The organism is Streptomyces sp. KL116D, assembly GCF_030766975.1.
Lineage (GTDB): Bacteria > Actinomycetota > Actinomycetes > Streptomycetales > Streptomycetaceae > Streptomyces > Streptomyces longispororuber_A.
This window is the reverse complement of record NZ_JASERH010000067.1, coordinates 37,704-59,234: the sequence shown is the minus strand read 5'-3', so window position 1 is coordinate 59,234 and position 21,531 is coordinate 37,704. Positions and strand designations below refer to the sequence as shown.

The following is a 21,531-nucleotide window of genomic DNA, read 5'->3' as shown; positions in this document are numbered from 1 at the left end:
GTGAGGGCTCCGCCGCGCCCTCACCCCTGGGAACTGCCTTTAGCTGCTTACTTCTTCAGGTAGATCGTGGTCGGGTCGGTGTAGCTGACCACCTGGCCGTAGCGCAGGCCACCCACGTTCGAACCGGCGATCTGGAACACCTTGGTGTAGTAGATCGGCGCAGCCGGGTTGATCTTCTCGGAGATGTACTTCGAGAGCTTGGCGTACTCCGCAGCGCGCTGGTCGGCGTCCGCGATCTTCTGGATGCGGCCGAGCTCCGAGTTCACGTGCTCGTCGTTGGTGTGCGAGTAGTTCGACGCACCGTCCTGGATCTGCGCACCGTCGAAGGAGGGCGGGAAGACGGTGTTGCCGTCGGCCCAGTCCTGGCCCCAACCGGTCATGTAGAGGTCAAAGCCGTTCTTGACCTTGCCCATCTGCTCGTACCACGTGGCCTGGTCGACTTCCTTCTTCTGGATGTCGAGGCCGATCTTCTCCAGGTTGTTGATGATCAGGTTCGCCTGGGTGGTACGGACCGGGGTGTTGGCGTACGCGTAGACGAGCTTCTTGCCCTCGGCGCCCGCCTCCTTGATGAGCTTCTTCGCCGCTTCGATGTCGCCGTTCGGCTTCTTCGCACGGTTGAAGGGGTCGTACTTGGCGTCGTAGCCCGGGGTGGTGGGCGACATCAGCGACGTGGCCGCGTCACCGCCGTAGGCACCGCCGTCGGCGCGGGCGACCGAGGTGGCCGGCATCGCCAGGGAGATGGCGTCACGGATCTTCTTGTCCTTGACGCGGTCCATGTTGAAGTTCAGCTGCCACACGTACGGGGCGTAGCCCTGGATCGTGCGCTTCATCACGGCCTTGTCGGACGTGATCTTCTGCAGCTGCGTGGCGTCGACCTGACCGGTGAACATGATCGCGTTCTTCGCGTCACCGCGGTCGGCCAGGATCGTCTTCGTCTGGTCGGCCTTGTCGTGGTTGAACTCGATGTTCCAGCCGTCGACGTAGGCGTGACGCAGCGGGTCGGTCTTCTCGTCCCAGTTGTCGTTGCGGACCAGGGAGAGCGACTTGCCCGACTTGTAGGACGCGACCTTGTACGGACCGGTGGCGACGGGCGCCTGGTCGTACTTCTGCTTCGTGTCCGTCTTCTCGGGCACGACGGAGTAGGCGGCCATGGCGAGCGCCTGCGGCACGTCGGTGTGCGCCTCGAGGAAGTGGAACGTGATGGTCTTGTCGTCCGGCGTGTCCAGGACCGTCTTGGGCAGGTGCTTGCCCTTGTACGGGCCCTTGTAGGCCTCGCGGTACTTGGTGCCCGCGCCCGACAGCCACTGCTGGATGTAGGTCGGACCGTCCGTCAGGAACGGGTCGTAGAGCCGCTCGATGGAGTGACGGATGTCGGCCGAGGTGATGACGTGGCCGTTCTGGTCCTTGATCCCGTCCTTCAGCGTGAAGGTCCAGGTCTTGCCGCCGTCCGAGGACTTGCCCGGGTCGGTCGCGAGGTCACCGACGACCGTCTGGTCGCCCTTCTCGTTCTCCGTGTACGTGGTCAGGCCACGGTAGAGGAGCTTGGAGAGCATGCCGGCGTCCGAGACGTAGATCTGCCCCGGGTCCAGGTGCGAGAAGTCCGCCTCCTGGTAGACCTGGACGGTGCCGCCCTTCTTGGCACCGGCGACCGGCTTGGCCGGACCCACCGAGTCCTGGGCGGTACCCATGGCGACCGGCTTGGCCTGGGCCTTGGCCTCTTCCTGGGACTTGCCCGCGGGCTTGTTGCTGTCCTTGCTGCCACTGCTGCAGCCGGTCAGAGCGAGGGCGCCGACGGCTGCCGCGGCGACCGTTGCCTGCGCCGTGCGCGATCGAAGGATGCTCATGGAGTTGAGTCCACCTGCCTGTGAGTAGTGATCCTTTGGTGCTGCCTGGCGCATCCGGTTGGTCGTCCCGGCGCCCGGGTGGCAGCTTCCCCCTGCGGTGACGCTGGATCAGCGTCCGGTCTTGGGATCGAAGGCGTCCCGGACCGAGTCACCGAGGAGGTTGAACGCCACGACGAAGACGACCATGGCGACACCCGGGAAGAACATGTAGGTCGGGTCCTGCTCGTAGATGTTCGCGGCGGTGGCGAACATCAGGCCCCAGTCGGGGGTGGGGTCTTGGTAACCCACGCCGACGAAGGAGAGGAAGGCGACCGAGAGGATGGTGCTGGGGAGCAGATACGTGCCCTGGACGATGATCGGGGTGACCAGGTTGGGCAGCAGCTCCTTGCGGATGATCCGCCAGGGCGAGGCGCCCGCGACCTTCGCGGCCTCCACGAACTCCCGCTCGCGCAGGGAGAGGGTGACGGCGCGGATCAGTCGCGCGAGGCTCATCCAGGTGAGCAGCCACATGACGCCGGTGATGGCGAGGAAGCGGACGATCGTCGGCGTCTCCTCGTCGGGCGCCACGAACACGGTGACGATGACGGGCATGGCCGCCACCATGAAGAGCTGGTTGGGCAGGGCGAGCATGAAGTCGATGAGCCGGCCGAGCCAGTAGTCGATCTTGCCGCCGAAGTAACCGGCCGTCAGGCCGATGACGATGCCGATGAACACCATGCCGATGGTGGCCAGCAGCGCGGTGCCCAGCGACGTCCGCATGCCGTACAGGAGGTACGCGAGGACGTCACGCCCGTAGTTCGGGTCGATGCCGAACCAGTGCTCGGGCGACATGCCGCCGTTGGGCCCGGCGGGCAGGTTGAACTCGTTGAGGAGCGTCGGGTCGTCCTGGCCGTAGAACGTGTACGGGTCCTTGCCGTACAGCTTCGTGATGACCGGCGCGAGCGCGGCTATCAGGAAGAAGAACAGCACGACGAAGGCGGAGATGATGCCCGTCTTGTCCCGCTTGAAGCGGCGCCACATCAGCTGGCCGGGGCTGCGCCCCTCCAGCTTCTTGGGCTCCTTGGCGTCACCCTGCGGCGCGCTCTCTTTGTCCAAGGCGGAAGAGGTAACGGCGCCCTCAATCTCGATTGGACTCGTCATGATTCGTCCATTTCACAGGTGTTGGCGGTCGTCGGAGGTACGGAGAAGAGTCCGACGGCCATCGCACGGCGTACGTCATTCGAAGCGCGCGAGGGGAACAACGACTGGGGTGAACCCACCCCTGGGGAACCCTGGCTTGCCGCCGGCCTCGGCCGGACAACAGGCCGAGCCGTCAAGGGCGTTCGCGACGCTGGATCGTTACCTCGCCCGCGGGACTGAGCGCACCCGCGGGACTTACAACACCTGTCATCGGGGACGACGCGACCCATATGGCGCTTGTGGCACCTCGCATGGGTTCCTCCTCATGAGTCCACTTTGTTCACTACAAGTGGAGGCACAGGACATCCGGCCGACACCCCTGACGGCGAAGATGTAAGTGCCCCAGTGTGCTCGCGAGTCGGCGCTCCCCACAGCGCGTGACCCATTGACCCGAGCTCTACGCCGTCAACTATTAGCCACCCGGGCTGTCGCGACCACACTCTTTTGGTCTCGGTTCGATCACACCTGATGCGTACATCTCCCAAAATCCGGACAAACGGATCTGAGATAGAGGGACACGAAACGGACGTGTTACATATCTATCGACCACTCGCGCCCGGATACCGGACACCGAGGTGGACTTAATCACTTGCGCGGGGACGGCTTTTGACCCTTTGTTGGGCGACGCATGACCCGTCCCGTTCACCCCGCGTAGACAACGGCAGGTTAGCGGCAACGCAAAGGGCCCGGCACCCCTTTCGGGGTACCGGGCCCAACTGCCTGTGGGTCAGTTGTGCTTGGCGCGCGAGGCCGAGCGGCCGCGCTCCTTCTGGTCCAGGACGACCTTGCGGATGCGCACGGCCTCCGGGGTCACCTCGACGCACTCGTCGTCGCGGCAGAACTCCAGGGACTGCTCCAGGGAGAGCTTGCGCGGCGGGACGATCGCCTCGAAGGAGTCGGCGGAGGCGGAGCGCATGTTGGTGAGCTTCTTCTCCTTGGTGATGTTCACGTCCATGTCGTCGGCGCGCGAGTTCTCGCCGACGATCATGCCCTCGTACACCTCGGTGCCGGGCTCGGTGAACAGCACGCCGCGCTCCTGGAGGTTCGTCATCGCGAACCCGGTGACGGCGCCGGCGCGGTCGGCGACCAGCGAGCCGTTGTTACGGGTCGTCAGCGTGCCGAACCACGGCTCGTGGCCCTCGTGGATGGAGTGGGCGATGCCCGTACCACGGGTGTTCGTCAGGAACTCCGTACGGAAGCCGATGAGGCCGCGGGACGGGACGACGAACTCCATGCGGACCCAGCCGGAGCCGTGGTTCGACATGTTGTCCATCCGGCCCTTGCGGACGCCCATGAGCTGCGTGACCGCGCCCATGTGCTCCTCGGGGACGTCGACCGTGAGGCGCTCGACCGGCTCGTGCGTCTTGCCGTCGATCTCCTGCGTGACCACCTGCGGCTTGCCGATGGTCAGCTCGAAGCCCTCGCGGCGCATCTGCTCGGCACCAGGATGTGGCGAGCGCGAGCGTCACCACGGCCCTGGACCTCCCAGGCGTCGGGACGCTCGGTGTCGAGGACGCGGAGCGGAGCGTTACCGATCAGACTCGCGGTCCAGGCGGTCCTTGACCTGGCGGGCGGTGACCTTGCGGTCCTTGACGGCCGACTTGGCGGCCGCGCCCTCGCCCGTGCCACCGGCCGAGCGAGCGGCGAGGTGTTGGCAGCGATCTGGTCATGGAGATGGCCGGCTGGTCCACCGTGATGAGCGGCAGCGCGACCGGAGTTCTCCGTGTCGGCCAGGGTCTCGCCGATCATGATGTCCGGGATGCCGGCACGCGGCGCAGATGTCACCGCCCGCGACCTCGGCGGGCTTGCGGGTGAGCGCCTCGGTCATCATCAGCTCGGTGATGCGGACGTTCTGGATCGTCCCGTCGCGCTTGATCCACGCGACGGTCTGGCCCTTGCGCAGCTCGCCCTGCTCGACGCGAGCAGCGCGATGCGGCCGAGGAAGTTGTCGGCGTCCAGGTTCGTGACGTGCGCCTGAGGGGGGCCTCTCGTCGTACGTCGGAGCCGGGACGTGCTCCAGGATCGTGGAGAAGAACGGCTCCAGGTTGGTGGAGTCGCCAGGGACGTGCCGTCGAGCCGGCTTGGTCAGCGACGCGATGCCGTCACGGCGCACGCGTAGACGATCGGGAACTCGATCTGCTCCTCGTCCGCGTCCAGGTCGAGGAGAAGAGGTCGTACGTCTCGTTGACTGACCTCGTCGATCCGCGAGTCCGGGCGGTCCGTCTTGTTGACTGCAGAGGATCAGCGGGAGGCTGCTGCTGGAGCGCCTTGCGGAGCACGAAGCGGTCTGCGGGAGCGGACCTCGGAGGCGATCACGAGCAGGACCACCGCGTCGACCATCGACAGACCGCGCTCGACGCTCGCCACCGAAGTCGGCGTGGCCCGGGGTGTCGATGATGTTGATCGTGATGACGTCGCGCGCCATCCTTCGGGTGGTACTTGACCGCCGTGTTCTTGGCCAGGATCGTGATGCCCTTCTCACGCTCCAGGTCATTCGAGTCCATCATGCGATCGTCGAGCGACTCGGCGGCGTGCTGCGCGGCGAAGGAGCCGGCCTGCTTGAGCATGGCGTCGAGCGATGGTCGTCTTGCCGTGGTCGACGTGAGCAGCGACGATGGCGACGCGTTTCGGATGTAACGTGGCGCGTGGCCATATTGCGGCGTACTCCCGGAGTGAGTGGACGGCTGCGCGTACCGTCAGTGATACGCGCGCCCTGCCGGAGCTGGACACGCCACGGCCTTACCCCATGGTACGTGGCTTGACGGGTGGGGGCCTGCCGAGGCTCCTCAGGGAGGTGGGGTGAGCCGCACAGCAGGGAAAAACCGCAGGTCAACGGGTATAACGAACCTTGCCCGCCGGGTGGAGCCGGCGGGCAAGGGAGACCGAGCTCGATCTGCAGCTAAAGATCTGTCAGGCGGCCGCATGCGGGCTCCTCCGCGCGGAAGCTACGAGCCGGTCGACGGGGACCCTGACGGCGGACGGCTTCGCGGCTTCAGGTAGCCGATGTCCTCGGCCTCCGGCTCCTGGAACCCGAAGGCCCCGGCGTTGGCCAGATCCGGCCGGGCGGCGACCAGCTCGGCCGCTGGTAGAGCGGGATGGAGCCGGCCGCGGCCACAGATCCGGGCGTCGGCGTGCTTCACCAGACCGCTCCTCTCGTCAGGCGTCGAGAAGGCGCCGCCGATGGCCTGGTCGAAGAGCTGGTCGGTGTGGTGCGGTGCCGACGCGGGTGTAGTTCTGCTCGGCGGTGAGCGAACCAGTCGGCGAGCCGGGATCGGCTTGGCGTAGATGGGGCGGGCGTCGGTGGCCGGGTAGGCCGAGGCGGAGCCACGAGTGAGAGCGCCAGGTCGTACCGGCCGGGACGCGATGTGGTCCTTGAAGTAGCTCTCGTCGTCGACCTTCATGACGCGTCCGTGCGGATGCCGATCTTCTCCAGCATGCGCGTGATCCGGTCGGCGACCGTGCGCAGCTGCTCAGGCGCCCGGTCCCGACGGACTGCAGCGAAGCGCAGCGTCGGCGGCTGCCGTCCTTGGCGAGCGGCCCAGCCGCGGCGCCGGCCGGAGCGGCCGTGCCCGCTCGGGCGTACGCGCCGGGGCGCCGCCCTGCTTCGCGTACCGCTTGGCGTCGCTCTTGAGCCCCTCGGCCGCGTGCTCCTTCTTCTCGGCGCGCTTCTCGGCGCGCTTCTTGGAGTGCGACTTCTCCTTGTCGGCGGCGCGCGAGCATCAGCGCGTCGGCCTGGTGCAGGAGCGCCGCGTACTGGGCGGCTGCGACGGGTTCGAGGGCCGACGCGGCGGCGGCGCGTGGTCGGCGGGCTTCTGGTCGTCCTCGCCCACGACGTAGTCGCCGCCGGAGTCGTCGGAGTCCTCCGCGGACGCCGCGTCGCGGTCGGCCTCGCTGCCCGCCGTCTTCGGCTTCTCCTTCTTCTTCTCCGTGATCGGGCCGCCCGGCGTCCAGCCCGCCTCGGCGAGCGCAGCGCCTGGGCCTCCGCCGTGTCCTGGTCGCCGAGCGCGTCGCTGTTGTCGGTGTAACCGTCCTGCCCGGCGAGAGGGCGAGGTGGTTGTCGGCGGTGTGCACCGGCAGGCCGAGCGGCTTGAGGACGGACTCGGCGAGCTGGGTCGCGGTCAGGGCGCGGGCGACGGCGCGGCGCACGCGCTCGTCGGCGAGGGGGCCCTCGGAGCCGTTCAGGGCGAGCTGGGTGTAGGCGGTTCGAGGGACTTGCGGACCTGGAAGCCGTGCAGGTTCGCCTGTTCCGCGGCGTACTTCTGTGATCGCCTTGCGGTCTTCTCGCGCGCGGCGATCTCCCCGTCGGCGGCCTCCTCGTCGTCGCCGTGCACGATCGCCCAGGAGCGCAGCGCCTGCTCCGAGGGTGAGGTTCGCGCCGGGCCGTGGGCGAGCGGGCCCGAGGCGCCTCTTGTCGCAGGGCCGCGTACGCGATGCGGTCGGCGCCGCCCGCGTCGAGGTCGGCCAGGTCGAGCTTGTCGGCGGCGAGCGCGGCGGCCCGCTGGGCGCGCGGGACGGCGCTCAGGACGAGCTTGTCGAGACTTGGCGGGGCAGGCCCCACCAGCGCGGGTTGCGCTCCAGGGTGCACCTGCTGGTCGCCGCGGTCGACCTACTGTCGATGGCGAACGGGCCCTGCGTGACCTTGAGCTTGCGGCGCGCGCCCTCGTTGAAGTTGTCCGGCGTCCCCATGACGTCGCTTGGGGTACAGCGGCGAGAACAGGGCGCGCCAGTCCGCGTACGGCTTGGAGAACGTGACCCGGCTACTTCGAGGTCGTCGGCGCCGCGCTCGATCTTCTCGATGCGGTCGTAGCCCGCGTTGCTGGGCCGTCCAGTACGCGGAGTCCTTGCCGGACAGGGCACGCCACTGGGCGGCGAAGTCGGCGCGCCGATCTCCCGGCCGTCGCTCCGCACCGCCTGCTGGTTCAGCTTGTACAGCACGACCTGCTTGGGCTCGGTCTCGATGACCTCGGCCTTCTCCAGGTAGTCGGCGTCGCGCTGGGGCCGGCCCTGGGCGTCGAGCCGGAACATCGCCGGGAGGACCGCGCCGGTGATCCGGCCGGTGCCCGCGTCGGCGTCGGCCTGGAGGCGTTGAGCGTCTGCGGCACGGCGTCGATCGCCCACCGCAGGAGTGCCGCCGTCGCTTGAGCTGGGCGCGGGCGGCGGGAGCGATGTCCTGGCCGGCGGAGGGGTGCTGGACTCGTCGTCGGCGCCGCACCCGCGAGGCGGTCACGGCGAGGGCACCGCTCACGAGAAACGCGGCCGAGCGGGCGGCTGCGCCTGGGCGCCTGGGGGTTGGGTGCATCTCGGCGTCTACCTCCGGTGCTGGCCGGTTGATCACGTTTGGCGGTATATGTCGTTGATCACATCCATCGGCCAACTGAAGGATCGCTCCCACGATCCCGCGACGCATCCCGGCGTGCCTCCCACAACACTCGTGCGAGGAAGCCCAATGTAAGGAAGCTGTCCGGCGCGGCTCTAAGACTCCGTCTGCGGGCCGACGGGACTCCTCGCGCAGTTCCCCGCGCCCCTCAAAGACCGACGGCGTCTGCCGGACTGGTGATTCGTCGCGGGCTGCGGGTCGGTGGGGCTTCGCGCGCCGTTCCCCGCGCCCCTGGGCGTCTGCCGGACTGGTGATTCGTCGCGGGCCGCGGGTCGGTGGGAGCTTCTCGCGCCGTTCCCCGCGCCCCTCAAAGACCGACCGCGTCTGCCGGGCGGGGCTTTCGTCGCGGGCTGCGGTCGGTGGGGCTTCTCGCGCCGTTCCCCGCGCCCCTGAGGCATGCGGCTTCGCCGCAGCCCCATCGGCGACCCTGGGACGGCGCACGGAGTGCGCCTGTTTCAGGGGCGCGGGAACTGCGCGAGCAACCACGACGAGACCCGCAGACGAAGAACCGGCCGCCACACGGCAGGCGATCAGGGCGCGCGGGAGCTGCGCGAGCAGCAGCGGCGGGGCCCGCGGACGAAGAACCGGCCGCCCGGAGGCGCGGAGCGGGGGCGTGCACTTCCCGCTTCAGCAATCCGCGGATCCCTTCACAAACGGCAATGTGACGCGCGACACTCGCAGGCGCGCCTGAGACATCTCCGCCGCACCAGCGGAAGTGAGGGCAAGCCATGTCCATGAACGACGACCTGACGGCCATTCAGCGCTGCGTGGACGACCTCGCACGAGCCGTGGGCCGCATCCAGCCCCAGCTCGACGGCGGACTGCGCCGCGTCCGCGCCGACACCGACCACCTGCGCGAGAGCGTGGCCCTGCTGCGCGCGACCGCCGCCGCCGAGACAGCACCCCCGCCGCACCGAGAACCTCGTGACGATCGACACCCCGTACGACAGCTCCCTGGCTGGACGGACTCGGACGACGAGGGCTCGGCGCGCGGACCGGCACGCCTGACGCACACCCACGCGAGTCGCTTCGAGCGGAGGCTTCCTTGGCCACCGGCACGGAACCCACCAGTACCGAACCCCATACCGAGAGCGGCACCGGCGTCCGAAGCCGGACCCGTGCCGCGATCGCCGCGCCATCTGCGCACGGACCGCTGGTGGCTGGCCCCGGCCACGACCGCCGCGGGCCTGTTCGCCTTCGTCGTGTACTCGACGTGGCGGGCCTTCGCGAACGCGGACTACTACGCGGCCCCGTGCGTGTCCCCGTTCTACTCGCCGTGTCTCGCGGAGAACTGCGAGCCCATGCGGCACGGCCCCAACTGGGAGATCTTCGGCAGCTGGTGGGGCCTGTCGCGCTGCTCATCCTGATCTTCCCGCTCGGCTTCCGGCTGACCTGCTACTACTACCGCAAGGGCCTACTACCGCGGCTTCTGGGCGTCGCCGCCGGCCTGCGCGGTGGCCGAGCCGCACAAGAAGTACAGCGGTGAGACAGAAGTTCCCGCTGATCCTGCAGAACGTCCACGAGTACTTTGCTTCTACGCCGCCGTACTCGTGGCCTGCATCCTCACGTACGACACCGTGCTCGCCTTCACGCGACAGAGCACTACGAGTGGGAGCCACATGGGCCTCGGCACGCTCGTGTTCCTGGTCAACATCACGCTGATCAGGCGTACACGATCTCCTGCCACTCGATGCGGCACATCATCGGCGGCCGGCTCAAGCACTTCTCGAAACACCCGTGCGCTATCGCCTCTGGGGCTGGGTCGGCAAAGCTGAACGCCCGTCACATGCTGCTCGCCTGGGCCTCGTTGGTGAGCGTGGCGGTCGCCGGCTCTACGTGTACCTGAGTCGCGTCCGGCGCCTTCGACGATCGAGGTTGTTCTGATGACTGTGGTGGAGCGGCAGCAGTGGGATGTTGTCGTGGTGAGGAGGCCGGTGGCGCCGGACTGCGGGCGGCGATCGAGGCGCGCGAGCAGGTGCTCGTACCGCCGTGATCTGCAAGTCCCTGTTCGGCAAGGCCCATACGGTGATGGCGGAGGGCGGCATCGCGGCCGCCATGGGCAACGTGAACTCCGGGGACAACTGGCAGGTCCACTTCCGCGACACGATGCGCGGCGGCAAGTTCCTCAACCAGTGGCGGATGGCCGAGCTGCACGCGACCGAGGCACCGACCGCGTCTGGGAGCTGGAGACCTGGGGCGCCCTCTTCGACCGGACGAAGGACGGGCGGATCTCGCAGCGCAACTTCGGCGGACACGGTACCCGCGCCTCGCGCACGTCGGCGACCGCACCGGCCTCGAACTCATCCGCACGCTCCAGCAGAAGATCGTGGCGCTGCAGCAGGAGGACAAGAAGGAGTTCGGGACTACGAGGCGCGCCTGAAGGTCTTTCAGGAGTGCACCGTCACACGGAGTGTTGAAGGACGACGAGGGCCAGGTCTCCGGCGCCTTCTGCTACGAGCGGGAGAGCGGACGGTTCTTCTGTCCTGGAGGCGCCGAGCGTCGTCCTCGCCACCGGCGGCATCGGCAGAAGTCCTTCAAGGTGACGTCGAACTCCTGGGAGTACACCGGCGACGGGCACGCGCTCGCGCTGCTCGCCGGGGCTCGCTGCTGAACATGGAGTTCGTGCGGTTCCATCCGACCGGCATGGTCTGGCCGCCGTCGGTGAAGGGCATCCTCGTCACCGAGTCCGTGCGCGGCGACGGCGGAGTGCTCAAGAACTCCGAGGGCAAGCGGTTCATGTTCGACTACATCCCCGACGTCTTCAAGGAGAAGTACGCGGAGTCGGAGGCCGAGGGCGACCGCTGGTACGACGACCCGGACCACAACCGGCGGCCCCCGAACTGCTGCCCCGCGACGAGGTCGCCCGGGCCATCAACGCCGAGGTGAAGGCCGGGCGCGGATCGCCGCACGGCGGGTGTTCCTCGACGTGTCGACGCAGGATGCCGGCCGAGGTGATCCGGCGCCGGCTGCCGTCCATGTACCACCAGTTCAGGAGCTGGCGGACGTCGACATCACGGCCGAGGCCATGGAGGTCGGCCGACCTGCCGCTACGTGATGGGCGGCATCGCGGTCGACTCGGACACCGCCGCCGCCCGCGGCGTCCCGAGGCTCTTCGCGGCCGGCGAGGTGGCCGGCGGGATGCACGGCTCCAACCGGCTCGGCGGCAACTCCCTCTCGGACCTGCTGGTGTTCGGCCGGCGGGCCGGGCTGCACGCGGCGACGCACGCCGCCGCGGCGAGCCGACCGGCCGGCCGTGTCCGGCTGCAGATCGACACCGCGGCGGCCGAGGCGCTGCGCCCCTTCTCGGCCGAGGGCCCGGGAGGAGGGCACCGTCCCCGAAAGCCCGTACACGCTGCACCAGGAACTCCAGCAGACCATGAACGACCTGGTCGGCATCATCCGCCGCGAGGCCGAGATGGAGGAGGCGCTGCGCAAGCTCGCGGACCTGCGGGTGCGGGCGCGGCGGGCCGGGGTCGAGGGCACCGGCAGATTCAACCCGGCTGGCACCTCGCGCTCGACCTGCGCAACATGCCGCTGGTCAGCGAGTGCGTCGCGCGCGCCGCCCTGGAGCGCACGGAGTCCCGCGGCGGCCACACCCGGGAGGACCACGGGGCGATGGACCGGGACTGGCGCCGGATCAATCTGCTGTGCCAACTCCGGGACCCCACGGGCGGGTTGGCGGCCACGGATCCGGTGCGCGGTCAGATCAGCCTGCGCCGGGAGACCACCGAGCCCATCCGCCCCGACCTGCTCGCCCTCTTCGAGAAGGAGGAGCTGGTGAAGTACCTGGCCGAAGAGGAGCTTTTCGAGTGACCGCGACCGCGAGCGCGTACGAGGCGCACTTCAGGGTGTGGCGGGGTGACGTCGGCGGCGGCGGCCTCGAGGACTTCGAGGTCGAGGTGAACGAGGGCGAGGTCGTCCTCGACATCATCCACAGGCTGCAGGCGACGCAGGCCCCCGACCTGGCGGTCCGCTGGAACTGCAAGGCGGGCAGAGTGCGGTTCGTGCTCGGCCGAGATCAACGGCGGCCGCGCCTGATGTGCACTGACCCGGATGTCGGTGTTCGGCCGGGAGGACGTCATCACGGTGACGCCGCTGCGCGCGTTCCCCGTCGTCCGGGACCTCGTCACCGACGTCGGGTTCAACTACACGAAGGCCCGCGAGGTGCCGCCTTCGTGCCGCCGCAGGGGGTCGGGCCGGGCGAGTACCGGATGATGCAGGAGGACGTCGACCGGTCGCAGGAGTTCCGCAAGTGCATCGAGTGCTTCCTGTGCCAGGACACCTGCCACGTGGTGCGTGACCACGAGGAGAACAAGCCGCGTTCGCCGGTCCGCGGTTCCTGATGCGGGTCGCGGAGCTCGACATGCATCCGCTGGACGCCGCGGCCGACTCCGGCCTCGACCGCAAGACCACGGCGCAGGACGAGCACGGCCTCGGCTACTGCAACATCACCAAGTGCTGCACGGAGGTCTGCCCGGAGGGCATCAAGATCACGGACAACGCGCTGATCCCCCTCAGGAGCGGGCCGCCGACCGGAAGGCACGACCCGGTGGTCTGGCTGGGCAACAAGATCAGGCGCCGCAAGCGAGTAGGACCGTCCCCGGCCCCCTTGTCATGCCCGCGTGCCAGACTGCCGCGCATGCGGATGGTGACCCTGAGGTACGTGGTGCCGGTGCTCGTCGGAGTGCTGGGCACGGAGAGCGTGTGTCGTGCGGCGCCGGGGACGACTCGGAGAACGGCGGCGGGCGGGGGCTGACGGCGGCGCTGTCCGCGGTGCCCCCGTCGGCGGCCGGGCAGGTCGTCACATACACGGACGTCACGGCAGCGCGCCGGCTCGTCGGCACGGGCAGGAAGGTGTACCGGTCGCTGGACGGCTACGGGATCATCGAGCTGACCGGCCGTCCCTACACCGCCGATGCGCGTGCGGCCCTCCTACGGCTTCGACGGAAGGACGTGGCGACCTCGCTCCTGCTGAGCAATGGCCACGGCCAGCGGCTCACCGGCGACTTCGACGTGGCCGCGGTGCGCGCCGCGATGACGAAGCGCGGCTACCGGGCGACGGACGACGACGGCGCCGTCCGGCTGCGCAAGAAGGGGCAGGCCGACGTCGACGTGTCCGGCTCGGCACGCACCACGAAGCTGACCGACGACGCGGTCCCGCTCCCGCTCGACCCGCCGGACCGCGCCGTGACGGACGACGCCGCGTATCGGAAGGCCGTCGACTGCCTGGGCGACGACGTGTGCGGGCGTCCCTGTACGGAAGCGCGCCGCGTACCGCAAGCAGGGCGTCACCCTGCTCGGCATCGGCAGCCGCGCGAAGACCGCCGCCGCCCCGACGGAGACGCCCTGCGTCGTGACCCCGTCCGCGGCGGCCGCGGAGAAGGTGGCCGGCAAGCTCCGCGGGAGAGACGGCGGCGGGCGAGCGGTTCGCCGGTTCGAAGGTGACGGTCGGCGACGGCGGCACGGTCGTCTCCATGACGTGGAAGAACAGCACGGAGTCGGGCATGCGCCCCGGCGACCAGGACGCACCGGCGAGCTGGCCAGACTGCTGCTGTGGCCCTGACCCGGTGGGACCTGAGCCGGTGGGGCCTGAGCCGAGTGAGCCTGAGCCGGTGGGGCCTGAGCCGGTGGGGCCTGACCTTGCTCACGTCGAGGGTACCGACCTAGAGTGAATGCGCTTTCATTCACTGACATCCACGTGCGTTCCTTCGCCTGCGCCCATGCGCCGGCGTCCGCTCGCATCCGCTGACCGCAGACTCGGGGTACCACCCAGTGAGCACAGCCCCACGGTGTACGACGTCGCCGAACGATCCGCGGCGTCTCCATCGCCACCGTCTCCGGGTCTACCGCAACCCCGACTCGGTCCGCGCCCAGACCCGCGAACGGGTCCTGGCCGCCGCCCGCGAGCTCGGCGCTACGTGCGCGCAGCGGCAACGCCCGCGGCCTCGCCAGCCGCTCCACCGGCGTGCTCGGCGCAGCGCTTCGACTACTCCGACCCGGACGCCAGGGTCCGAGCGGAGGCCGGGAGCGACCGGGGCGACGGGCGGACGACGACGCCGCGATGCTCTACTCCGACCAGATCATCCGCGGCATGGAGCGCGCCGCGCGCCGCCGCGGTACGCGCTGCTCATCGCGGCGTCCCTGAAGGGCGGGCCGGAGAGCCTGGTGGCGAAGGTGGCCGGGCGGGTCGACGGGTTCGCGGTGCTCGCCCGGACCGTCCCCACGGAGGAGCTGGAGGTCATCTCGCGGCGGCAGCCGGTGGTGATGCTGGCGGGGCCGCGGGAGAGCGACCACCTCGATCACCTCGACCACATCGAGGTCGCGAACGCCGACGGCCAGCGCGAGCTGACCCGGCACCTCATCGAGGACCACGGGCTGCGGCGGCTCGCGTACGTCGGCTCCGCGGAGGAGTCAGCCGGACGTCGAGGCGCGCTTCCGGGGTACGTGGAGGCGTGCCGGGCCGCGGGCATCGAGGTGGCCCCGAGCCGGACCTGCGGGTCGGGATGATGACCCAGGCGGAGGGCGCGGGCGGCCGACGCCCTGCTCGACCGGGCCGGGGAGCGCCCGGAGCGCTGCTCTTCGCCAATGACAGATGGCGGTCGGAGCGCTGCACACCCTGGAACGGCGGGCGTACACGCGTCCCGGAGGACGTCGCCGTCACCGGTTTCGACGGCATCGCCCTCAGTCGTCTGGTGCGGCCGGCGCTCACCACTGTGCGGCAGCCGATGCGGCGGATGGGCGAGGAGGCGGTGGAACTCCTGGTCCGCCGCCTCACCGGGCTCACGGGGGCGACCCGGTGTCGATGATGCTTCGGTGTCCGTGGTGCGGCGGGGTAGTTGTGGGTGTGGGGTGGCGGTTTAGTTTCGGTTGCTGCGAGTGGGGGTCGGGCGCTGCCCCCGGCGGGCCCTGCTCCTCAATCGCCGGAGGGAGGGCTTGATACGGGGGCGCGGCTGATTGGCTGCGGCGCTGGTCGCCGGGTGCGGGCAGTGGGGTTCTCGCGCGAGGAGTGGAGGTGGCCGTCGCGGGGCTGCGTGGCGGCTGATCGCCGGTCCCGACAGGTGCGTGGTCGGGTCCGGGCCGCCCGGGCATGTCCGATGCTCGCCATCTCACGCGAACCGTCGACCGATGACCGCACCAGTCACCCGGGGCCAGGCTGCTGCGCGCGCACATACCCGGACCGTCCCCTCTCCGTCTCGTACGCGTCTGCCCCCGGAGAACCGACTGCTCGATCCGATCAAGCCCCTCGGGCGATTGAGAGCGGGCCCGGGGCAGCGCCCCGGAGCTCAGCCACGTGAGCTCAGCCCCGGGGCCGCCCAACAGAAACGTCCAACCAACCACACCCCCGATCAGAGAAGCCCCTCCGGCGATTGAGGAGCGGGGTCGGGGCAGCGCCCGGGAGCTCGGCCACGGTCCCGGCCAACCAGGACGGCCGGCCTAGCAGCACCCGCCCAAGAACTTCCGCACAGCCGCGTCCAGCCGATTACGCTCCGCGTCAGCCCGCCCCACTCGAAGTGCCCCGCCTCGGAACGTGAAGCTCACGCCCGTCCCCAGCCCGTTGAACACCGCGAACTGCCCGGGCGGCGGCACGGACGGTCGAACAGGGCCGCCGCCACCAGCGTGGGCACCCGCACCCGCGTCGCCGCCGTCGCCGCGTCGAAGTACCGGAGCACGTCGACGACTTCGGGATGCGTGGCGTGATGACGCCGCACGCCGCCCCGCTCCCGGTCATCTCAGCGTCAGCCGCAGCGGATGGTTGCCGAACGTCGGAACCGTCAACTGCCCCGCCGCGAACCGCTCGTCCCACGGCAGCGCGAGCGCCCCGAGCCCACTCCCGAAGCTCTCGCCGAGGTAGCCGAGGCGGGGCCCGCCGTCCGCCGACTCCCCCAGTTCGGGGACGAGTTCGAGCAGCGCCGTCGCCGCCGTCCACAGATCGGCGACGCACCCCGATGACGTACGACTCCCGCGACTCGATCCCGTGCAGCACGTGCTCGCCCGACACGGACGGCACGCCGGGAAGCAGGGTCCGCTCCCCCATGCCCCGTACGCAGGGCAGGATCGCCGCGGACCGCGGCGTCGGCAGCTGGCACCTCGGGCCCGACCGCGTCCCGTCCCCCGTACCCGTGGCCTATGACGGCCGTGCTCGGCCGGCCCCTCCGCGGGCGGCACCAGCCAGCCGCCCACCCGGACGCCGCCCACGGACGCGTGCGACACCTCGAAGACCCGCACGTCGCGCTCCTCGACGAGCCGTCCGACCTGCGGCTCGGGCGCCACCTCGAGCGCCGCCCGGTACTGCGCGCGCCAGAAGTCGTCGAAGTCCTCGGGCGCACCGGGGGCCCGGGATGCTGGAGCAGATCGTCGAGGGTCCGCCCGTAGGACGGTCGAACGGGAAGTCGTGCACGAGCGTCGATGTCATGCGCGTGACCTTAGACATACCCGGTGGATCATGTCGCGCGCGTCTGACCTGGCACGCACCGGCGGACCACTTCCCGAAGTGGACCGCACCGAGTCAGGGCAGAATCAGATACTTTCGGTTCGCAAACGTCTTGGCGATTCGCCCGGGCACGTTGCGACCTGGGATGGCACCCCGCGTTACGGGAGTGTGACCAAGACCCCTCTTGCCACATCGGGGACCTGCGCAGAGTGATGTATGCGCTTACGGCAGCGCATGCATCAGGAAGTGCTCAAGGAGGAGCCGTCCATGCACCGCAACGCCAGAATCGCTTCGGTCGCCATCGCAGCCGCGGCGGCGCTCACTCTCACCGCGTGCGGCGGCTCCGGCGGCAGTGGCGTGGCCGCCGACAAGACGCAGACCCTCACCGTGTGGGCGATGGGGACCGAGGGCGAGAAGCTCGGGACGTCGCCAAGGTCTACGAGAAGGCCAACGAACATCACGGTCAAGGTCACCCCCATCGGCTGGGACGTCGCCACCAGAAGCTGGTGTCCGCCGCCGCGGCGGGCAAGCTCCCGACGTCATGCAGATGGGCGGGAGCTACATGGGCGAGTTCGCCGACATGGGCGCCCTGGAGCCGGTCGACACCAAGGTCTTCTCGACGAGAAGGACTACTTCCCGGCGGGCTGGGACCAGGGCACGGTCGACGGCAAGACCTACGGCGTGCCGTGGTACGTCGACACCCGCGTCCTCTTCTACCGCACCGACCTCGCCAAGAAGGCCGGCATCGAGAAGGCCCCGGCCACGATGGCCGAGCTGCAGCAGGCCGCCACCGCGTACCAGAAGAAGGCCGGCACCGAGTGGGGCCTGTCCATCCAGCCGAAGAACCTGGACACGGTGCAGAGCTTCTACCAGTTCCTGTACTCGGCCGGCGGCGAGATCGTCAGCAGGACGGCAAGGCCGTCGTCAACAGACCCGACCGCCGTCAAGGCCCTGGAGAACTACGGCAGTTACTTCAAGAAGGGTCTGAGCGAGAGTCCGTCGCCCCCGGCTACGGCGTGACGAAGGACTTCAACTCGGGCTCCGTCCCGATGTTCTTCGGCGGCCCCTGGATGATGGGCCTGATCGACGACAACTACCCGGACCTCAAGGGCAAGTGGGGCGTCGCGAACGTCCCCACCGACGAGATCCTCCGCCTCCATGGCCGGCGGCTCCGCCTGGCCATCTCCGCGGACAGCGAGCACAAGGCCGCCGCAGAAGGAGCTCGTCAAGAACCTCACTGGGCACCGAGGGCCAGGCCGACTGGTTCAAGCGGACCAAGGACCTCCCGGCCAACGTCAGCGCCTGGAAGTCCGGCGAGCTCGCCACCGACCCGAACATGAGGTCTGGAAGGCCCAGATGGAGTCGCGGAGGTCTCCCGGTCCAGCAAGTGGACGGAGATCACCTCGAAGGTCGACTCGGCCATCGAGTCGGTCACCCAGGGCAAGTCCTCCGCGCGAGGCGGCGCTCGACAAGGCCCAGGGCTGAGATCGAAAGCCTCGTGAAGTAACCACCCGCGATCGCCCGCGCCGAGCAGCACCGTCGCGCGAGCAACCGGTCCGAAGGGGCGAGACCATGTCGTCCACCACGACACCCGGTGCCGCAGCAGAGCGGCCCACCCCCGTGCGGTCCGGGCCGTCAGGCCCCGGCCCCCGGGCCCGAGCAGAGAGGCGCGGGAAGAAGCGCTCGATGGGGAAGCAGAACCTGGCCGGCTGGCTGTTCTCCACCCCCTTCCTGGTGCTGTTCGGCGTCTTCATGCTCTTCCCGATCGTCGCGACGCTCCTGATGAGCTTCACCGACTTCGGGACGCGCAACGTCACCCGGCCGCTGGAGGCCAAGTTCGTCGGCTTCGACAGCTACGTCCAGCTGTTCGGCGACGACAAGTTCCTCAAGGCCCTGTTCAGCACCGCCTACTTCGTCGTCGTCGGGGTGCCGCTGACCATCGTGCTCGGCCTGCTCAGTGGCGATCCTGCTGAACAACGGCATCGACCGGGCGCGCACCTTCTTCCGCGTCGGCTTCTACGCCCCCGTGGTCACGACCATCGTCGCCGTGGCGATCGTCTGGCGGTTCGTGTCTCGACCCGTCGGACGGTCTGATCGCCGGACTGGGCGCGGAACTCGGCTTCTCCACACCGGACTTCCTCGGCTCGGAGACCTGGGCCATGCCGTCCCTCATCGCGATGGCGGTGTGGCGCAAGCATGGGCACCGTCATGGTCCTGATGATCGCCGGTCTGCAGGCCATCCCGACCGAGGTCCGGGAGGCCGCCCGGCTGGACGGCGCCAGCGCCTGGCAGGAGCTGCGGCGCATCACCGATGCCGCTGCTGCGGCCGACGCTGCTGCCGCGCCACGGTCATCACCACGATCGGCTATCTGAACGTCTTCGAGGAGCCGTTCGTGATGACGCAGGGCGGGCCGTCGGACTCCACGCTGACGGTGTCGCTCGACATGTACCGCGAGGGCTTCAACTTCTTCCACATGGGCTACGCGAGTGCCATGGCGTACGTCCTGTTCGTGGTGATCATGGGCATCACGGTGCTGCAGCTGCGACTGATGAAGGACAACACGAGTGAGCACTCAGCAGGCCACCGCCCCCGCCCGCTCCCTCATCTGTCCCGGACGGCCCGCGCCCCGCGAGGGCCGCGTCCGCAAGCCGCTGCTGCACGTGGTCGCCTCGCTCGGGCTGCTGGTCATGTCCGCGCCCTTCCTGTGGATGGCGCTCAGCGCCTTCAAGACCAAGAAGGACCTGACCGCGAGCCCGCCGGTGTGGATCCCGTCGACCTGGACCCTGCAGAACTTCACCGATCTGCTCGACCAGCTCGACATGCCGCGCTACTACTTCCTGAACTCGCTGATCGTCGCGGTGCTCGTGACCGTGATGCAATCTGCTGTTCTGCTCGATGCTCGGCTATGCGCTGGCGAAGCTGAACTTCAGCGGCCGCTCGAAGGTCTTCGGCGTGGTGCTCGCCGCCCTGATGGTGCCGCAGCCTCATGATCCTTCCGCTGTACGTGCTGATGAACAAGCTGAACCTGCTGGACAGCTACGCCGGACTCGTCCTGCCCTTCGCGGCCGGGGCCTTCGGGTCTTCCTGATGCGGCAGTTCATGGTGACCATCCCCGACGAGCTGCTGGAAGCGGCCCGATGGACGGCGCCGGCGAGTGGTACATCTTCTGGCGGATCGTGCTTCCGCTGGTCAAGCCCGCCCTCGCGACGCTGACGATCTTCACCTTCCTCGGGTCGTGGAACAACTTCATCTGGCCGCTCATCGCGACCAACGACCCCGACAAGTACACGCTCCCGGTGGCGCTCGCGACCTTCGCGAACGACCCGGACCGCACGGTGGGCGGCGGCAACGGCATGCTGATGGCGGGCTCGCTGCTCGTCGTCCTGCCCGTGCTGCTCGTCTTCGCGGTCCTGCAGCGGCACTTCACCCAGGGCATCGCGACCGCCGGCATGAAGTAGGCGGCGCACCCGGCGCACCGGCCGCCGGACGGCCCTCCCCACTTGCTCCCACACGCTTCACAGAAGGACTGAGCTGACGATGACGCACGCCTGGACCCCCTTCCCGGACGGCTTCCTCTGGGGCGCCTCCACCGCCGCGCACCAGATCGAGGCAACAACGTCAACAGCGACTGGTGGCGCAGGAGCACGACCCGGCGGCCGGGATCCAGGAGCCGAGCCTGGACGCCTGCGACAGCTACCACCGCTGGGAGCAGGACATGGACCTGCTGGCCGAACTCGGCTTCACCGACTACCGGTTCAGCGTCGAGTGGGCCCGCATCGAGCCCGTCCGTGGCTACTCTCGCGTGGCCGAGATCGCGCACTACCGGCGGATGGTGGAGGGCGCCGTCGCCCGCGGGCTGCGGCCGATGGTGACGCTGCACCACTTCACCGTCCCCCAGTGGTCTCGAGGACTTCGGCGGGTGGACCGCCGACGGGGCCGTGGAGCTCTTCGCGCGGTACGTCGAGGAGTGCGCGCCGATCTTCGCCGACGGGGTGCGCCACGTGTGCACCATCAACGAGCGCGAACATGATCGCCGTGATGGCGGGGCTGGCCAAGCGCGGCGACCAGGGCTTCCGCCCGCCGGTCTGCCCTTCCCCGACGAGGAGACGGCGCATGCCGTCATCGCCGCGCACCACGCCGCGGTGAAGGCGGTCCGCTCCATCGACGCCGGGATCCAGGTCGGCTGGACGATAGCCAACCAGGTCTACCAGGCGCTGCCGGGCGCCGAGGACGTCACCGCCGCCTACAGCGCGCCGCGCGAGGACGTCTTCATCGAGGCGGCCCGCGGCGACGACTGATCGGCGTGCAGTCCTACACCCGGACGAAGATCGGCGCCGACGGTCCCATCCCGGCCCCGGCCGACGCCGAGCGGACCCTGACGCAGTGGAGTACTACCCCGCCGCCGTCGGGTACGCCCTGCGGCACACCGCCGAGCTGGTCGGCCCCGACGTGCCCCTGATCGTCACCGAGAACGGATCGCCACCGGCGACGAGGACCGCCGCGTCGACTACTACGCGGGGCGCTCGACGCCGTCGCCGCCTGTCTCGACGACGGTCTCGACGTCCGCGGCTACCTCGGCCTGGAGCGCCCTCGACAGCTACGAGTGGGGCACCTACAAGGCGACCTTCGGCCTCATCTCCGTCGACCCCGAGACCTTCGAGCGCACCCCCAAGGCGGGCGGGCGTCTGGCTCGGCGGCC

At 69.4% G+C, this 21,531-nt stretch carries 14 protein-coding genes and 8 pseudogenes; 15 read left to right on the top strand and 7 right to left on the bottom strand.

Features of this window, described 5'->3' with window-relative positions:
- Positions 1-47: 47 nt before the first annotated feature.
- The 4 genes and pseudogenes from RBJ77_RS27905 to RBJ77_RS27890 form a co-directional block, all read right to left on the bottom strand.
- Positions 48-1,844 (bottom strand): ABC transporter substrate-binding protein, encoded by a 1,797-nt coding sequence (locus RBJ77_RS27905; RefSeq protein WP_372347546.1) that lies wholly within the window; start codon positions 1,842-1,844, stop codon positions 48-50.
- Between the two features lie 108 nt (positions 1,845-1,952).
- Positions 1,953-2,984 (bottom strand): ABC transporter permease, encoded by a 1,032-nt coding sequence (locus RBJ77_RS27900; protein WP_372347545.1) that lies wholly within the window; start codon positions 2,982-2,984, stop codon positions 1,953-1,955.
- Between the two features lie 766 nt (positions 2,985-3,750).
- Positions 3,751-5,678, bottom strand: a pseudogene (typA, locus tag RBJ77_RS27895) (translational GTPase TypA).
- Between the two features lie 290 nt (positions 5,679-5,968).
- Positions 5,969-6,424 (bottom strand): hypothetical protein, encoded by a 456-nt coding sequence (locus tag RBJ77_RS27890; RefSeq protein ID WP_372347544.1) that lies wholly within the window; start codon positions 6,422-6,424, stop codon positions 5,969-5,971.
- Positions 6,425-6,650: 226 nt separating this feature from the next.
- On the opposite strand from RBJ77_RS27890, the gene RBJ77_RS27885 reads away from it, so the two are divergent.
- Complete coding sequence (locus RBJ77_RS27885) at positions 6,651-6,860, top strand: hypothetical protein (RefSeq protein ID WP_372347543.1); 210 nt, start codon at positions 6,651-6,653, stop codon at positions 6,858-6,860.
- A gap of 341 nt (positions 6,861-7,201) precedes the next feature.
- Here RBJ77_RS27885 and RBJ77_RS27880 read toward each other — a convergent pair whose 3' ends face one another.
- Both RBJ77_RS27880 and RBJ77_RS27875 read right to left on the bottom strand, forming a co-directional pair.
- The gene (locus RBJ77_RS27880) at positions 7,202-7,354 is read right to left on the bottom strand and encodes a hypothetical protein (protein WP_372347542.1); all 153 of its coding nucleotides are present in this window, start codon (positions 7,352-7,354) and stop codon (positions 7,202-7,204) included.
- A 187-nt stretch (positions 7,355-7,541) separates the two neighbouring features.
- Positions 7,542-8,141 (bottom strand): hypothetical protein, encoded by a 600-nt coding sequence (locus RBJ77_RS27875; protein WP_372347541.1) that lies wholly within the window; start codon positions 8,139-8,141, stop codon positions 7,542-7,544.
- A gap of 1,304 nt (positions 8,142-9,445) precedes the next feature.
- On the opposite strand from RBJ77_RS27875, the pseudogene RBJ77_RS27870 reads away from it, so the two are divergent.
- The 9 genes and pseudogenes from RBJ77_RS27870 to RBJ77_RS27830 all read left to right on the top strand — a co-directional run.
- A pseudogene (locus RBJ77_RS27870) lies at positions 9,446-10,270 on the top strand (hypothetical protein); the annotation flags it as partial.
- A 119-nt stretch (positions 10,271-10,389) separates the two neighbouring features.
- Positions 10,390-11,286: an FAD-binding protein gene (locus tag RBJ77_RS27865; RefSeq protein ID WP_372347540.1), complete on the top strand. Its 897-nt coding sequence runs from the start codon at positions 10,390-10,392 to the stop codon at positions 11,284-11,286.
- Between the two features lie 168 nt (positions 11,287-11,454).
- Positions 11,455-11,514 (top strand): annotated as a pseudogene (locus RBJ77_RS27860) (hypothetical protein); the annotation flags it as partial.
- A gap of 262 nt (positions 11,515-11,776) precedes the next feature.
- Positions 11,777-11,836, top strand: a pseudogene (locus tag RBJ77_RS27855) (hypothetical protein); the annotation flags it as partial.
- A 92-nt stretch (positions 11,837-11,928) separates the two neighbouring features.
- The gene (locus RBJ77_RS27850; protein ID WP_372347559.1) at positions 11,929-12,213 is read left to right on the top strand and encodes a hypothetical protein; all 285 of its coding nucleotides are present in this window, start codon (positions 11,929-11,931) and stop codon (positions 12,211-12,213) included.
- Positions 12,210-12,982 (top strand): annotated as a pseudogene (locus RBJ77_RS27845) (succinate dehydrogenase/fumarate reductase iron-sulfur subunit); the annotation flags it as partial. The gene RBJ77_RS27850 and the pseudogene RBJ77_RS27845, both read left to right, overlap by 4 nt.
- Before the next feature lie 122 nt (positions 12,983-13,104).
- Positions 13,105-13,845, top strand: a complete 741-nt coding sequence (locus tag RBJ77_RS27840) for a hypothetical protein (RefSeq protein WP_372347539.1) — start codon at positions 13,105-13,107, stop codon at positions 13,843-13,845.
- Positions 13,846-14,565: 720 nt separating this feature from the next.
- Positions 14,566-14,907 (top strand): hypothetical protein, encoded by a 342-nt coding sequence (locus RBJ77_RS27835; protein ID WP_372347538.1) that lies wholly within the window; start codon positions 14,566-14,568, stop codon positions 14,905-14,907.
- Positions 14,907-15,206, top strand: a complete 300-nt coding sequence (locus RBJ77_RS27830; protein WP_372347537.1) for a substrate-binding domain-containing protein — start codon at positions 14,907-14,909, stop codon at positions 15,204-15,206. The genes RBJ77_RS27835 and RBJ77_RS27830 overlap by 1 nt, the downstream gene beginning before the upstream one ends.
- Positions 15,207-15,834: 628 nt before the next feature.
- Here the strand turns inward: RBJ77_RS27830 and RBJ77_RS27825 are convergent.
- Positions 15,835-16,831: pseudogene (locus RBJ77_RS27825) on the bottom strand (acetylxylan esterase).
- A 234-nt stretch (positions 16,832-17,065) separates the two neighbouring features.
- Between RBJ77_RS27825 and RBJ77_RS27820 the strand changes: the two are divergent.
- The 5 genes and pseudogenes from RBJ77_RS27820 (at position 17,066) to RBJ77_RS27800 (ending at position 21,130) form a co-directional block, all read left to right on the top strand.
- A complete protein-coding gene (locus RBJ77_RS27820; RefSeq protein WP_372347536.1) occupies positions 17,066-17,851 on the top strand; it encodes an extracellular solute-binding protein in 786 nt (261 codons plus the stop codon).
- A 552-nt stretch (positions 17,852-18,403) separates the two neighbouring features.
- Positions 18,404-19,395: pseudogene (locus RBJ77_RS27815) on the top strand (carbohydrate ABC transporter permease); the annotation flags it as partial.
- 40 nt (positions 19,396-19,435) lie between these two features.
- A pseudogene (locus RBJ77_RS27810) lies at positions 19,436-20,290 on the top strand (carbohydrate ABC transporter permease).
- A gap of 173 nt (positions 20,291-20,463) precedes the next feature.
- Positions 20,464-20,862, top strand: coding sequence for a family 1 glycosylhydrolase (locus RBJ77_RS27805; RefSeq protein WP_372347535.1), 399 nt, complete (start codon positions 20,464-20,466; stop codon positions 20,860-20,862).
- Complete coding sequence (locus RBJ77_RS27800; protein WP_372347534.1) at positions 20,771-21,130, top strand: hypothetical protein; 360 nt, start codon at positions 20,771-20,773, stop codon at positions 21,128-21,130. Before RBJ77_RS27805 ends, RBJ77_RS27800 begins: the two co-directional genes overlap by 92 nt.
- Positions 21,131-21,531 lie beyond the last annotated feature (401 nt).